This is a genomic window from Paenirhodobacter enshiensis (assembly GCF_000740785.1).
Taxonomy (GTDB): domain Bacteria; phylum Pseudomonadota; class Alphaproteobacteria; order Rhodobacterales; family Rhodobacteraceae; genus Rhodobacter; species Rhodobacter enshiensis.
This window is the reverse complement of the sequence record NZ_JFZB01000007.1, coordinates 224009-238538: the sequence shown is the minus strand read 5'-3', so window position 1 is coordinate 238538 and position 14530 is coordinate 224009. Positions and strand designations below refer to the sequence as shown.

Below are 14530 nucleotides of genomic sequence, written 5' to 3'. Positions count from 1 at the left end.
CCTCCGCAACGTCTGCTGTGGTTATAGCCGCTCGGACGGCGAGGTCCAGTGCCGAGAACACACCGGAAGCCGCGCAGGGGGGGAAACCGCACACCACGGGCGCGGCGGAAGATCGAAGGCAGGGGGATCGGCCTCGCGGGCGGTATAAGGGAGGGGGCTCTGCCCCCTCGGGCTGCGCCCTCACCCCCGGGATATTTTCGGCAAAGCGAAAGGGGGGCGACGCTCAGCCAAGCGCCGCCGCGCGGATATCGGCGCCGAGAGCGTCGACCCGGGCCGGATCGGCGTCCCAGGCGAACATGAAGCGCGCACCGCCGCCGATGAAGGTGTAAAATCGCCAGCCTTTGTCGCGCAGCGCCTCGAGCACCGGCTCGGGGGCGCGCAGGAAGACCGAATTCGCCTCGACCGGGAACATCGCCCCGACGCCCGGAAGATCGCCGATGGCGCCCATCAGCCGCTGCGCGCAGGCATTGCCATGCGCCGCGTTCTTCCGCCACACCCCGGTTTCCAGCATCTTCACCCAGGGCGCCGAGAGAAACCGCATCTTCGAGGCGAGCTGTCCCGCCTGCTTGGCGCGGTAGTCGAACTCGAAGGCGAGGGCATGATCGAAGAACAGCACCGCTTCGCCCACCGCCATGCCGTTCTTGGTGCCGCCAAAGCACAGCACGTCGACGCCGGCTTTCCAGCTGGCCTCGGCGGGCGAACAGCCGAGCGTGTCGCAGGCATTGCCGAAGCGCGAACCGTCCATGTGCAGCTTCAACCCCAGCTCGCGGCACACCGCCGAGATCGCGCGCACCTCGTCGAGCGTATAGACGGTGCCGACCTCGGTCGGTTGAGTGATGGTGACGACGGAGGGTTTCGGGAAATGGATGTCGCTGCGCGACCGCGCGACGGCGCGGATCGCCCCGGGCGTCAGTTTGCCGTCATGGGCGGGCACCGTCATCAGCTTCGAGCCGTTCGAGAAGAACTCGGGCGCGCCGCATTCGTCGGTGACGATATGGGCGGTCTCGGCGCAGATCACGCTGTGATAGGACTGACACAGCGCGGCGAGCGCGAGCGAGTTCGCCGCAGTGCCGTTGAACACGAAGAACACCTCGCATTCGGTTTCGAACAGCGTGCGGAAACCGTCGGCGGCACGATGCGTCCAGTCGTCGTCGCCATAGGATACGGCAGAGCCCGCGTTCGCCTCCTGCATGGCCTGCCACGCTTCGGGGCAGATCCCGGCATAATTATCGCTGGCGAATTGCTGGTCCATGGTCGCACTCCGTTTCCGCACTGGTTTCCGGGCGGCTGTGCGCCCCGCAGTGCGCAGGGCGGGATAGCGAGCGGGGCGGCGAAACGCAACCGTTTCGCCGCCCCGGCGTTGGAAGGGGAACGGATGCCCCGCCCCTTCCCCGAAACTCAGAACGACATCTTGGTGTAATCGACCTCATCGGGATAAAGCGTATCCTCGATCGTGGTGCGGCTGACCACCTCGAGCCGGCCGGCGGTCATCTTCGAAATGTTCTGATGGCCGAAAGCCTGATGGGTGCGGCCATTGAACAGCTTTTCGCCCTGCGGGAAAGCGTCCGATTCGGCAAACCCTGCCGTCGCCTCCATCGCCTCGAGCATGTCGGTCTTCTGCGCCGGACCGCGATAATCCGCGGCCTCCATCGCCGCCTTGATCGCGTAAAGCGTCTCCCACACCGAGAACATGTGCGAATAGGTCGCCACATCCTTCGCATCGCCCACCGTCGCCCCGGTGTCGTCGAGGTTCAGCGCCGTGCGATAGGTCTTGTCGAACTCGGTCTGATCCTTCTGGGCATAGCGCGGCATCCCTTCCCAGAAATAGGTGCCTTCGAGGAAGTCGAGCTGCGGCTGATCGAGAGGCACGGCCTCCAGGCTGTCGATGAAGCCGAAGATCGCCGGGCGGTGGCTGCCCATGTGCTCGCCCAGTTCGCGCACGAAGGTCAGCACCGAGGGACCGACCATGACGTGATAGATCACCTCGGTGTCGAAGGGGATGCGCGGCAGGTAGCGGGTGAAGCTGGTTTCGGTCGGCGGAATGGCGATCGAGGCGACGATCTTGCCCCCCTGCGCCTCGATGGCGGCGGTCATGTTGTCGCGGTGATCGTAGCCGAAGGCGTAATCGGGATAGATCAGCGTCACCTTGCGCCCGAGCGTGTTGGCGATCCACGGCCCCATCGAGCGGATCTGGCTTTTCACGTCGGTCATCGAGGGTTGGAAGCAATAGCGGTTGAACCGCCCCGCCGCGAGCGCATGGGTTTCCGAACACATGAAATAGGGCATCTTCAGCTCGCCCGCGCGCGGTGCGCTGGCCGCGACGACATGCGAGAACAGATGGCCGAACACCGCGTCGACCTTGTAATCGGTGGCGAATTTCTCGATCACCTCGACACCGCGCTTCGGATCGGTGCCGTCGTCCTCGACGATCATCTCGACCGGCAGACCGTTGATGCCGCCCGCGGCGTTGATCCGGGCGAGGGCCGCGGTCGCGGTGCGTTCATACCAGCGGCCATAGGAGGCACCGATGCCGGTGCGGTGGAACGGCGCGCCGAGGCGGATCGCATCGCCCGGCCCCGCAAGCGCCCGCCCGCCGATCAGCGGTGCCGCCAGCGCCGCGCCGCCAAGCGCCAGCACGCTGCGCCGCCCCAGCCCTGCCCCGATCTTCGTTCCGCCCCCGATCTTCGCTCCACCATTGAATGAACTGCTCATGCGATGTCCTCCCGCCCGATGTCGGCCGGGCCGCGTCTTCGGCCCGTGATATCCGTGCCCGGAGGTAAGCGGCACACCCCGCCCCTGTCACCCGAAAAATCCCTCTGTTCCGCCCGAACCCCGGTCTTTTACCGGCTGGTTGAGGCTTCGGGGTCTCAGGCGGCCTCGGCGCGGCGCCGGATGCGGCGCACCATCAGCCATACCCCCGCGACCACCGCCGGGGTCAGCAGCCCCACCGCCAGCTCCTTGCCGAGGCCGAGCTTCGCCGCGAGCGGCGAGGCGAGATAGCCCGCGAGGCTGACCGCGTAATAGCTGATCGCGACGACCGAAAGCCCCTCGACGGTGTTTTGCAGCCGCAGTTGCAACGCCGCGCGCCGGTTCATGCTTTCAAGGACATGCTGGTTCTGCTCGGCGCGGGTGACCTCGACGCGGGTGCGCAAAAGCTCCGCCGCGCGCGAGCTGCGTTCGACCATCGCGGTCAGCCGCGCCTCGGCCGACAGCACGGTGCGCATCGCCGGCTCGTAACGGCGCTGCATGAATTCGGTGACACGCTGGCGGGCCTCGAAGCGGGTTTCGCGCAAAGCCTCGAGCCGCTCGTGCACCAGTGCCGCATAAGCCTGCGTCGCACCGAAGCGAAACGAATAGCTGACCGCCAGCCCCTCGAGTCCGCCCGAGATCGCCAGAAGCCGGGGCAAGGTCTCCTCGGCCGGGGCGTCGTCGGAACCAAGCTCCGCCACCAGCGCCGAAAGCTCCGGATCGAGGGCGTTGAGGCGTTTCGTCAGCCCGCGCGCCTGCCCGAGGCCGAGCATCGAGAGCGCGCGATAGGTCTCCATCTCGCACAGGCGCTGCACCAGCCGGCCGACGCGGGCAGGCCCTGTGCCGGGGGCGACGAAGACCGCGAAGCGCATCTGCCCGTTCGGGTCGATGCGAAAATCGGTGGCGATCAGCGCCGCCTGATCCATCACCCAGCCGCAGACCAGGGTCTCGCTGTCGAACCAGTCCTCGACCAGAGCGGGCACGCGATGCGGATCTCCGGGCAGGTGCTCGATGCGCATCTGCACCGCCGCGAGGCGCCGGCCGGGCGCGCGGGCGATCCAGTCCTCGGGGAAGATCGCGGCCTCGACCGGATCGAAGGGCTCGGCGGCCAACCCCACCCGGCGCGAGAAGCAGGTGACGAACTCGGTATGGCTTTCCCAGGTCAGCTCATGCGCGCCGAGGGTCGCGGCGAAATGCGTGGCCTCGGCGGGCGGCATCACGCCCCAGGGCGCGCAAAGTTCGGCGAGATGCGCGATGTCGCGGCCGCGGTCGCGGTTGGCGGCGTCGCGCGGTTCCTTGAGCGCGAGATAGACCACCTCGGACGGCACGGAGATCAGTGGAAACGGGCGGGCGTGCAGCTCTTCCACCAGGGCGGCGCGCAGCGGGTGGTCCTCGATCATCGCGGGTCTCCTGAGCCGGGGCGTCATGCCCGGTCAGTTCAGCGCGAAAAAGGTGAACGGACAATGAAGCATTGCACAGGAAGGGCGCGTCCGATGGTCGCGGGCAGGCCGATCGCCCATGAAAAAGGCCCCGCCTTGCAGCGGGGCCCGGGATCGCGGCATCCGTTGAATCAGCGCTTCAGCGCGACCAGAAGATCGCCGATCGACTTCTTCGCATCGCCATAGAACATCCGGGTGTTCTCCTTGTAGAACAACGGGTTCTCGATGCCGGAATAGCCGGTTCCCTGACCGCGCTTGCACACGATCACATGACGGGCCTTCCACACCTCGACCACCGGCATCCCGGCGATGGGCGAGTTCGGATCCTCCTCGGCGGCCGGGTTGACCGTGTCGTTGGAGCCGATGACCATCGCGACATCGGTGTTCGGGAAATCGTCGTTGATCTCGTCCATCTCCATCACGATGTCATAGGGCACCTTGGCCTCGGCCAGCAGCACGTTCATGTGCCCGGGCAGACGGCCGGCAACCGGATGGATCGCGAAACGCACTTCCTTGCCGCGCGAGCGCAGCAGCTGGGTCAGCTCGGACACCGCCTGCTGGGCCTGCGCCACCGCCATGCCATAGCCCGGCACGATGATGATGCTCTCGGCCTCGGTCAGCAGATCGGCCACGCCCTGGGTGTCGATGGCAACCTGCTCGCCCTCGACCTTCATCGCCGGACCCTTCGACGCCCCGAAACCGCCGAGGATCACCGAGATGAAGCTGCGGTTCATCGCCTTGCACATGATGTAGCTCAGGATCGCACCCGAGGAACCGACCAGCGCACCCGTCACGATCAGCAGATCGTTGCCGAGCGAGAAACCGATGGCCGCCGCCGCCCAGCCCGAATAGCTGTTCAGCATCGACACCACCACCGGCATGTCGGCGCCGCCGATGCCCATGATCAGGTGCCAGCCGATGAACAGCGCGCACAGCGTCATCAGGATCAGCGCCCAGGCCCCGGCGCCGTTCAGGAAGGCGATCAGCGCGATCAGCGACACGACGGCGGCCGCGATGTTCAGCATGTGACCGCCCGGCATCTTCTTCGCCTTGCCGTCGAGCTTGCCCGCGAGCTTGCCGAAGGCGACGACCGAGCCGGTGAAGGTCACCGCACCGATGAACACGCCGAGGAACAGCTCGACGCGCAGGATGCTGAGTTCAGCCCCGGTCTTGTGCGCGATGATCGCGGCGAAACCGCTCAGTGCGGCGCGCGCGGTCTCGTCCATCGCGGCGACGCGGGCCATCTCGATATACGAGTTGTAGCCGATGAACACCGCGGCGAGGCCGACGAAGCTGTGCAGCGCCGCGACCAGCTGCGGCATCTCGGTCATCTCGACGCGCTTGGCGACATACCAGCCAAGGCCGCCGCCGATGATCAGCATCAGCGCGATCACCCAGCCATGTCCGATGCCCGGCCCGAAGATCGTCGCGACCAGCGCCAGCGCCATGCCCGCGATGCCATACCAGACCGCGCGCTTGGCGCTCTCCTGCCCCGAGAGGCCGCCGAGCGAAAGGATGAACAGAACCGCGGCGGCGATATAGGCCGCGGCAACGATACCCGTGGAAAGCATTGCGTTTCCCTCCGCTTACGACTTCTGGAACATGGCAAGCATACGCCGCGTGACAAGGAACCCGCCGGCGATGTTGATCGTGGCGACCAGCACCGACAGAGCGGCCAGCACCGTCACCAGCCAGCTTCCGGAACCGATCTGCGCCAGCGCGCCGAGGATCACGATCCCCGAAATCGCGTTGGTCACCGCCATCAGCGGCGTGTGCAGGCTGTGGCTGACGCCCCAGATCACCTGGAAGCCGACGAAGCAGGCCAGCATGAACACCACGAAATGCGACATGAACGAAGCCGGAGCCACCGCGCCGACCGCGAGGATCAGCACCGTGCCAAGCGCCAGCAGACCGACCTGCGTGCGGGTGGCCTTGCGGAACGCGGCGGCCTCGGCGGCCTTGCGCTCCTCGGGGGTGGGCTCGGGCGCCTTCTCGCGCGGCTTCTGCGCCGCGATCGCCTTCACCTTGAGGGGCGGCGGCGGGAAGGTGATCGCGCCGTCATGCGCCACCGTGGCCGAGCGGATCACGTCGTCTTCCATGTTCTGCACGATCACGCCGTCCTTGCCGGGCGTCAGATCGGCGATCATGTGGCGGATGTTGGTCGAGTAAAGCTGCGAGGCCTGCGCCGCCATGCGCGACGGGAAGTCGGTGTAACCGATGACGATCACGCCCGACTCCGTCACCACCCGCTGATCGGGCACGGTGTATTCGCAGTTGCCGCCGCGCTCGGCCGCGAGGTCGATCACCACCGAGCCGCGCTTCATGCTGTCGACCATATCCTTGGTCCACAGCACCGGCGCCGGCCGGCCGGGGATCAGCGCGGTCGAGATCACGATGTCCATATCGGGCGCAATCTCGCGGAATTTCTTCAGCTGCGCCTCGCGGAACTCCGGGCTCGAAGGCGCCGCATAGCCGCCCGTCGCCGCGCCGTCCTGCGCCTCGCCCGCGAAGTCGAGGAACACGAATTCCGCGCCCATCGAGTTGATCTGTTCGGCCACCTCGGGACGCACGTCGAAGGCATAGGTGATCGCGCCGAGCGACACCGCCGCACCGGTCGCCGCCAGCCCCGCGACGCCCGCGCCGATCACCAGCACCTTCGCCGGCGGCACCTTGCCCGCCGCCGTCACCTGCCCGGTGAAGAACCGGCCGAAGTTGTTCGCCGCCTCGATCACCGCGCGATAGCCGCCGATGTTCGCCATCGAGGACAGCGCGTCCATCTTCTGCGCCCGGCTGATGCGCGGCACCATGTCCATCGCGATGACGGTGGCGCCCGTCGCCTCGGCGCGCGCCAGAAGCTCGGCATTCTGCGCCGGGTAGAAGAACGAGATCACCGTCTGCCCCTTGGACAGCCGGTCGATCTCGGCCTCGACGGGGGGACGCACCTTGACCACCACGTCGACGCCCGAAAACAGCGCCTCGGCACCCGGCAGAACGGTCACGCCCGCGGCCTGATAGGCCGCATCGGTGAAGCCCGCGGCCTGACCCGCACCCGTCTCGACGAAACACTGATGGCCGAGCTTTTGCAGCTGAGTGGCCGAATCCGGCGTCATCGCGACGCGGGCTTCGCCCTCGAATACCTCTTTCGGAGCTCCGATTCTCACGCTTTCTCCCCCTTGTGAGATTGGCCCGACCGTGCCCCCGGCCGGAAAGACATAATGGCCTCATAACATCGGGGGGAAAAAATCCTCAACAAAAAGGACCGGGCAAAGTCATGAAATCCGAAAGCTAGACAAAGGTATACATCAGGATACCGCGGGATACCATATTTTTCATTATATTTCAGTGCATTGCAGAGACAACTTCCGGACCGGAAGCGCTGCGAAAAAGTGTCGCGGGGGCGCCGGTTACAGCCAGCGCCGCACCTTCGCACGGTAGGTGTCGAAGGCCGGACCGAAGCGGCGGGCGATCTCGGCCTCCTCGGGCAGGATGTAGCGGCGCGTGATCCAGAGCATGAACAGCGCGACGACGGGCGCGCCCCAGATCCCGCCCGACCACAGCATCCAGCCGGTCAGCATGATCGCGTCCGACAGGTAGATCGGGTTGCGCGACAGCGCGAAGGCCCCGCTGTCGAGCATCACCCGCGGCACCCGGCGCGGGATCGGCGAGGTGCGCCGCCACAGCATCTGCCCGCCCGCGACCGCCGTCAGCAGCAACCCGAGCGCGATCAGCGCACCGCCCACCGGCCGCGCACCGGGCAGCATCACCGGCCAGACCCGCGCCACGCCCCAGATCGCCGCCGCGGCGATCGCCAGCCACAGCGGCGGAATGTCGATCTCGCGCAGCAGGCGGCGCATCGGCTCAGTTCCGGTAGACGTCGAGATGCGGCAGATCGGTCAGCGACACGCCGAGCGCGCGCATCGCCGCAAGCGAGACCTGCGAACCCGCTCCCTTCGGCCCGGCGAGCGGCTGCAGATCGACCGCGACCGAGGCGCCCGTGCGCGGATCCGCCAGCCGTCCCTTCACCGGCGCGCTGACCAGCGGCGTACGTGCCCAGAACCCTTCAACCGTCGGATCGCCGAGGCTCGCGACGGTCGAGCCGACCTTCGCCCCCCCGCCCGCTTCGGCGGCGGCCCGGCGCTCTGCCGCCGTGGTGGTGTCGAGCGCCGCCACGCTCTGCCCCGAGGCCGCCATCCCTGCCGGACTCGCGGCCGGCGCGGTCTGGGCCGGGGAAATGCGGGGAAACTCCCATCCGCCGATCAGGAAGCAACCTGACAGCCCCCCGGTCAGTGCGCCCAGTGCGCTCAGGCGCACCGCGGCGCGCACCAGCCTCCGGGCCATCGCCCTGCCCGCCATTTCGCCGCCATTCGTCATCTTCATCATCCGTGATGCCTTCGTCCCGTGCCCGACCCTAGGCCGCTTGCCCCCGCCCCGCAATCCGCAACAGGGGGCCGCAACGGGCGGCCGCAACAGGGACTGCAACAGGGACTGCGAGGGACGGGCTCGGCAGCGGCTTGCCTCGGCGGGGCGGGTGCCCTACCTGTGACGCATGTCAGACATGCCGCTCACAGATCCCTTTGCCCGCCCGATCACCTATTTGCGTGTATCGGTCACCGACAGGTGCGATTTTCGCTGCGTCTATTGCATGTCCGAACACATGCAGTTCCTGCCGAAGAAAGAGCTGCTGACCCTTGAGGAGCTGGACCGGCTGTGCTCGGCCTTCGTCGGGCTCGGGGTGCGCAAGCTGCGCCTGACCGGGGGCGAGCCGCTGGTCAGGCGCAACGTTATGGCGCTGTTTCGTGCGCTGTCGCGCCATCTCGAAAGCGGCGCACTCGAGGAACTGACGCTGACCACCAACGGCTCGCAGCTCGCGCGGTTCGCACCGGACCTCGCCGCCTGCGGGGTGCGGCGGGTGAATGTCTCGCTCGACACGCTCGATGCCGGGAAATTCGCCCGCGTGACGCGGTGGGGCCGGCTCGATCAGGTGATGGAGGGCATCGCCGCCGCGAAGGCCGCAGGCCTTCGGGTGAAGATCAATACCGTGGCGCTGAAAGGCTTCAACGAAAGCGAGCTGTTCTCCCTGCTCGACTGGTGCGCGGGCGAAGGCCACGATCTGACCTTCATCGAAGTCATGCCGATGGGCGACATGGACGAGGCCGAGCGCCTTGGCCAGTATTGGGCGCTGAGCGATCTGCGTGCGCGTCTGGCCGAGCGGTTCACCCTGAGCGAGCTGCCGCTGCGCACCGGAGGCCCCGCCCGCTATGTCCGGATCGCGGAGACCGGCCAGACTGTCGGCTTCATCACGCCGCTCACTCACAACTTCTGCGAAAGCTGCAACCGGGTGCGGGTGACCGCCACGGGCGAGCTTTACATGTGCCTCGGCCAGGAGGACCGCGCCGATCTGCGCGCCCCGCTGCGCGGCTCAGAGCGCGACGACGACGTGATCGCGGCCATCCGCACCGCGATCGCGCACAAACCGAAGGGACACGATTTCGACTATTCACGCGCCCATGTCCGGGGTCAGATGTCGCGCAGCATGAGCCATACCGGCGGCTGAGTCCCGATCTGATCCCGATCAAGGCCGGGGCTGCCGCGATGCGCCATGCGTGGAACACGCCAGGACCGGATTATCGCCCGAAAGGAAACCGGAATGTACACGAACATCATCGTCCCCCTCGCCTTCGACGAGGAGCATAACCCCGATCAGGCGCTGAACGTGGCGCGTGCGCTGGCCGCCCCCGGCGCCAAGGTGACGCTGGTCCATGTTCTGGCCGAGGTGCCGGCCTACGCCATCTCCTACATGCCGCCCGATTACGAAACCGAATTGCGCGACACCGTGCGCACCGCGCTCGATAAATACGCTTCGGAATTCGAGGATGCCTCGGTGGTGATCCGCGAAGGCAACGCGCCGAACGAGATCCTGTCTCTGGCCGAGGAGATCGGTGCCGATTGCGTGGTGATCGCCTCGCACCGGCCGGGGCTCGGCGACTACCTGATCGGCTCGACCGCGGCACGCGTGGTGCGCCATGCGCATTGCTCGGTGATGGTGCTGCGCTGAGAGGGGCTTTTCCGGGCCGCGGAACGCGTTATCCTCGGCCCGGCAGAGGAGGAACCGACATGCAGATAACCCGAGAAGAAACCGACGCCCGCCACGGCCGCTATGTCGCGCGGATCGAAGGCTCCCCCGGCGAGGCCGTGCTGATCTACACCCGCCAGGGACCGGATGTGGTCAGCGCCGACCATACCATCGTACCCGAAAGCATGGGCGGAAAGGGCGTGGGCAAGGCGCTGCTCGCAGCACTTCTGGCCGATGCCGAGCGCGACGGGCTGATGATCGTGCCCGTGTGCAGCTTCGTTCAGGCCCAATATGCCCGGCACCCGGAATGGGCACGCCATTTCACCAGCGCCCCGGGCGAAACTCCGGCGCTGTGAAACGCGCCCCCCCGGAGAGAAATGACCAACGCGCGGCCGGTCCCGGTCGCGCGTTTCACGTCACAGAGGCCCCGAAGCGCTCTCCGCTCGCATCTTTCGGCTTTCCCCAAATATCCCGGGGTGAATTGCCCCGCAGGGGCAAGAGGGGCAGAGCCCCTTTCCCATGCCTCCCCCTGTGCCGCGGGTGGCGAAAGGCAGGGGGCTCTGCCCCCTCGGGCTTCGCCCTCACCCCCGGGATATTTGGGGCGACGCGAAAGCAAATGCGCGGCGCCCGGGAACGGAGATCGGGCGCTGCGGGATAGGGGTCAGTTCAGCCGCTTGATCCTGCCGTCGAGCGCGGGCGTATAGGGCGCCGTCTTCGCGAGATAATCCGCCGTCACATCGGCCAGATCGGGGCCGAAGTCATAGGCGTTCATCCCTTCGGCATCGAAGACCTTGTAGCCGTCGCCGCCGGTGCGGACATAGTTGTTGGTGACCACGCCGTAAGTCTTGTCGGGATCGAGCGGCACCCATTTGCCCGCCTCGTTCACCTCGACCGAGACAAGACGCTCGCCCGCCGGTTTCGCAGCGTCCCACACGAAACGCAGCCCCGCGACCTGCGGGAAGCGGCCCGCGCCTTCCCCGACCTGGCTCAGCCCGTTTTCGAGCGCCTTCGCCACCGTCGAGCCCTTGGCCTGGAACGTCGAGAGCGTGTTCTGGAACGGCAGCACCGTCAGCACGTCGCCCATCGTCACCGGCCCCTGCCCGATCGAGGCGCGCAGACCGCCGCCGTTTTCGAGCGCGATCTCGATCCCCTGAGCGCGCACCCGGTCGAGCATCGCATCGGCGACGAGATTGCCCATCGTGCATTCCTGGGCCCGGCAGGTCTCGCGCGCGCCGTCGATCGCGGCGGTGGATTGCGCCACGACCTTCTCGCGCACCTTCTGGATCGGCGCGGCGAGTTCGCTCACCCGGGCCGCGATCTGCGGGTCGGGCGCGACCGAGGCATCGAGCAGGATCGGCGCGCCACCGGCCGATTTCAGATTGCCCGCGTCGTCGAAGGTCAGCACCAGATGGCCGAGGTATTTCGAATAGGCATAGGCCGAGACCACCGGCACGGTGCCGACCATGGTCGGATAGGCCTCGGCGCCCTTGATGTCATTCGAGAACAGCGTATGCGAATGCCCGCCGATCACCGCGTCGATCCCGGGCACCTCGGCGGCGATGCGCTTGTCCTCGGGGAAGCCCACATGGGTCAGCGCGACGATTTTGGTGATGCCCTGCGCCTGCAGATCGGCCACCTCGGCCTTCAGGCTGTCGATGTCGCTTTGGAAGATCACGTTCGGGCCGGGCGAGGAGGTCTCGGGCGTGTCGACGGCAAGCGCCGAGACGATGCCGACCTTCTGCCCGCCGATGTCGAACACCGCCGTACGCCCGACCTTGCCGCGCAGCTCTTCCGAGCGGCTGAGATCGAGGTTGCCCGAGATCACCGGGAAGTTCACCGACGCGATGAACGAGGCCAGGTTTGCCGGGCCGTCGTCGAATTCGTGATTGCCGAGTTCCATCGCCTGATAACCGATGGCGTTCATCAGCTCGGCCGCGGCCTTGCCCTTGTAGGTGGTGTAGAACAGCGAGCCCTGGAACTGATCGCCCGCATCGACCAGCAGCACGTTCTGCCCCGCAAGGCTTTGCCGCAGCGCCTTCACCTCGGTCGCGATACGCGCCACGCCGCCGAAGCACTTGCCGGCGGCATCGTCCTCGGCCGAGCAGGTGGCGTCGAACTTGTTGATCGGCTCGATCCGGCTGTGCATGTCATTGGTGTGCAGGATGTTCAGCACGTAATCGGCCCGCGCCATGCCGGTCGTCAGGCCAAGCGCCGCCACCGTCAGCAGAAGCAGTCTCTTCATCGGTTCCTCTCCACGCGTGTTTCGCCTTCGGGTCACATCGCCGTTACCATCGGGCGCCGCCCGGCCCTTGTCAAAGCCAACCGCCACCCAGCCTGCCCCATCCCGGTAACGGCTGAATAACGCGGCAAACCGCCCCGGGCGCACCGGCCAGAGCCACCCCGGCGCTATCGCCTCCCTTGCGGGGATTGACCGGGAAGGCGCGCCGGGGCATTGCAGAGCCATGCTGATCTACAAGATATTCCGGCGCCCCGAATGGGATGCGCTGCGGGCCGCGGGCGAGACCCTCGGCGCCCCCGTCGACCTCGCCGACGGGTTCATCCATTTCTCGACCGGGGCGCAGGTGACCGAAACCGCGGCGCGGCATTTCGCGACCGAATCGGATCTCGTGCTGGTCACCGTCGATGCCGACCGCCTCGGCCCGGCGCTGAAATGGGAGCCCTCGCGCGGTGGCGCGCTGTTTCCGCATCTGTATCGCGCGCTGCGCCTCGACGAGGTGCTGCGCGACACGTCCCTGCCGCTCGGTCGCTCGGGCCATATCTTCCCGGAGGAACTGCCGTGAAAACCATCGAACGGATCGGGCTGGCGGCGCTGCACCGCATGGACCCCGAGCTTGCGCACGGACTGTCGCTCAAGGCGTTGCAGATGGGGCTGGTGCCGCTTCCGGGGCCGATCGGCTGCGCGCGGCTCGAATGCGAGGTGGCGGGGCTGAAGCTGCAAAACCCGCTCGGCCTCGCGGCGGGCTATGACAAGAACGCCGTGGCGCTCGGCGCGCTGATGCGGGCGGGGTTCGGCTTTCTGGAAGTCGGCGCCGCGACGCCCCGGCCGCAGCCCGGCAACCCGAAGCCGCGGCTGTGGAGGCTGACCGAGGACCGGGCCGTCATCAACCGTTTCGGCTTCAACAACGAGGGTGTCGAGGCCATCGCGCGCCGTCTGGCGGCGCGGCCGGCGGGGGTGCCGGTCGGGCTGAACCTCGGAGCGAACAAGGACAGCGCGGACCGCGCGGCAGATTTCGCCACCGTTTTGCGCATCGCGGGGCCGCATGTCGATTTCGCGACGGTCAACGTCTCCTCGCCCAACACAGAGAAGCTGCGCGATCTGCAGGGCAAGGAGGCGCTGAGCGCGCTTCTGGCCGGGGTGATCGCGGTGCGTGACGGGCTTGAACGGCGGGTGCCGGTGTTTCTGAAGATCGCCCCCGATCTCGGCCCGGCGGAGCTTGAGCAGATCGCCGAGGTGGCGCTGAATTCCGGCATCGACGCCATCGTCGCCACCAACACCACGCTGTCGCGCGAGGGGCTGAGCAGTCCGTTGCGCAACCAGCCGGGGGGTCTCTCGGGCGCGCCGCTGTTTGTGCATTCGACCCGGGTTCTCGCCCGGCTGTCGCAGCTGACCGCGGGGCGGCTGCCGCTGATCGGCGTGGGCGGGGTCGCGACGGCCGATCAGGCCTATGAGAAGATCCGCGCCGGCGCCTCGGCGGTGCAGCTGTATTCCTCGATGGTCTATGGCGGGCTCTCGATCGTGCCCGAGATCCTGCGCGGCCTCGATGCGCTGATGACGCGCGACGGCTTCACCTCGGTCGCCGAGGCGGTGGGCACCGGGCGCGAACGCTGGCTGAAGGGCTGAGACCATGGCCGAGGTGACGATCTGGCACAATCCGCGCTGCGGCAAGTCGCGCGCGACGCTGGCCCTGCTGACCGAACGCGGCATCGTGCCCGAGGTGCGGCTGTATCTGGAGGCCCCGCCCACGCGCGCCGAACTGGAAGAGGTGCTGAGAAAGCTCGGCCAGCCGGCGGCGGCACTCGTGCGCTGGAAGGAGGCCGGGGTGCCCGAGGGCCTGACCCCCGAGGCGCCCGAGGCCGCGATCCTCGACGCACTCGTCGCCCATCCGCGTCTGATCGAGCGTCCGGTGGTGATCCGCGCGGACAAGGCCCGGATCGGCCGCCCGCCCGAGGCGGTGGCCGAAATCCTCTGAGCGGACCCCCGCGACAAGGAAGCACGGCCCGGATCCGCCTCTCTGAAATGAACCGGGCC

Annotated in this window: 14 protein-coding genes; 6 read left to right on the top strand and 8 right to left on the bottom strand. The window is 67.5% G+C overall.

Annotated elements, in window-relative coordinates:
- Positions 1-223: 223 nt before the first annotated feature.
- The 7 genes from CG50_RS06260 to CG50_RS06230 form a co-directional block, all read right to left on the bottom strand.
- The gene (locus CG50_RS06260; RefSeq protein ID WP_036636233.1) at positions 224-1252 is read right to left on the bottom strand and encodes a threonine aldolase family protein; all 1029 of its coding nucleotides are present in this window, start codon (positions 1250-1252) and stop codon (positions 224-226) included.
- Positions 1253-1398: 146 nt separating this feature from the next.
- On the bottom strand, positions 1399-2712 hold the full coding sequence (locus CG50_RS06255) for an ABC transporter substrate-binding protein (RefSeq protein ID WP_051909612.1): 1314 nt from the start codon (positions 2710-2712) through the stop codon (positions 1399-1401).
- A gap of 155 nt (positions 2713-2867) precedes the next feature.
- A complete protein-coding gene (locus CG50_RS06250) occupies positions 2868-4148 on the bottom strand; it encodes a DUF3422 family protein (RefSeq protein WP_036636232.1) in 1281 nt (426 codons plus the stop codon).
- A gap of 170 nt (positions 4149-4318) precedes the next feature.
- Positions 4319-5758, bottom strand: a complete 1440-nt coding sequence (pntB, locus tag CG50_RS06245) for a Re/Si-specific NAD(P)(+) transhydrogenase subunit beta (protein ID WP_036636231.1) — start codon at positions 5756-5758, stop codon at positions 4319-4321.
- A 15-nt stretch (positions 5759-5773) separates the two neighbouring features.
- A complete protein-coding gene (locus CG50_RS06240) occupies positions 5774-7348 on the bottom strand; it encodes a Re/Si-specific NAD(P)(+) transhydrogenase subunit alpha (protein WP_036636230.1) in 1575 nt (524 codons plus the stop codon).
- A gap of 243 nt (positions 7349-7591) precedes the next feature.
- On the bottom strand, positions 7592-8041 hold the full coding sequence (locus CG50_RS06235; RefSeq protein ID WP_051909609.1) for a methyltransferase family protein: 450 nt from the start codon (positions 8039-8041) through the stop codon (positions 7592-7594).
- Positions 8042-8045: 4 nt separating this feature from the next.
- Complete coding sequence (locus CG50_RS06230) at positions 8046-8567, bottom strand: D-galactarate dehydratase (protein WP_152559449.1); 522 nt, start codon at positions 8565-8567, stop codon at positions 8046-8048.
- Positions 8568-8733: 166 nt separating this feature from the next.
- Between CG50_RS06230 and moaA the strand changes: the two genes are divergently transcribed.
- From moaA to CG50_RS06215, 3 genes are all read left to right on the top strand, one after another.
- Positions 8734-9741: a GTP 3',8-cyclase MoaA gene (gene moaA, locus CG50_RS06225; RefSeq protein WP_036636229.1), complete on the top strand. Its 1008-nt coding sequence runs from the start codon at positions 8734-8736 to the stop codon at positions 9739-9741.
- A gap of 93 nt (positions 9742-9834) precedes the next feature.
- Complete coding sequence (locus CG50_RS06220; protein ID WP_036636228.1) at positions 9835-10242, top strand: universal stress protein; 408 nt, start codon at positions 9835-9837, stop codon at positions 10240-10242.
- Positions 10243-10301: 59 nt separating this feature from the next.
- A complete protein-coding gene (locus CG50_RS06215) occupies positions 10302-10616 on the top strand; it encodes a GNAT family N-acetyltransferase (RefSeq protein WP_036636227.1) in 315 nt (104 codons plus the stop codon).
- Positions 10617-10921: 305 nt separating this feature from the next.
- Here CG50_RS06215 and CG50_RS06210 read toward each other — a convergent pair whose 3' ends face one another.
- Positions 10922-12502, bottom strand: a complete 1581-nt coding sequence (locus CG50_RS06210) for a bifunctional metallophosphatase/5'-nucleotidase (protein ID WP_036636226.1) — start codon at positions 12500-12502, stop codon at positions 10922-10924.
- Positions 12503-12722: 220 nt separating this feature from the next.
- On the opposite strand from CG50_RS06210, the gene CG50_RS06205 reads away from it, so the two are divergent.
- Genes CG50_RS06205 through arsC form a run of 3 tightly spaced genes read left to right on the top strand, consistent with a single transcriptional unit; the run spans position 12723 to position 14471 of the window.
- Positions 12723-13061: a DUF952 domain-containing protein gene (locus CG50_RS06205; RefSeq protein ID WP_036636225.1), complete on the top strand. Its 339-nt coding sequence runs from the start codon at positions 12723-12725 to the stop codon at positions 13059-13061.
- The gene (locus CG50_RS06200; RefSeq protein WP_036636224.1) at positions 13058-14122 is read left to right on the top strand and encodes a quinone-dependent dihydroorotate dehydrogenase; all 1065 of its coding nucleotides are present in this window, start codon (positions 13058-13060) and stop codon (positions 14120-14122) included. Before CG50_RS06205 ends, CG50_RS06200 begins: the two co-directional genes overlap by 4 nt.
- A 4-nt stretch (positions 14123-14126) precedes the next feature.
- Complete coding sequence (gene arsC, locus CG50_RS06195; RefSeq protein WP_036636223.1) at positions 14127-14471, top strand: arsenate reductase (glutaredoxin); 345 nt, start codon at positions 14127-14129, stop codon at positions 14469-14471.
- Positions 14472-14530 lie beyond the last annotated feature (59 nt).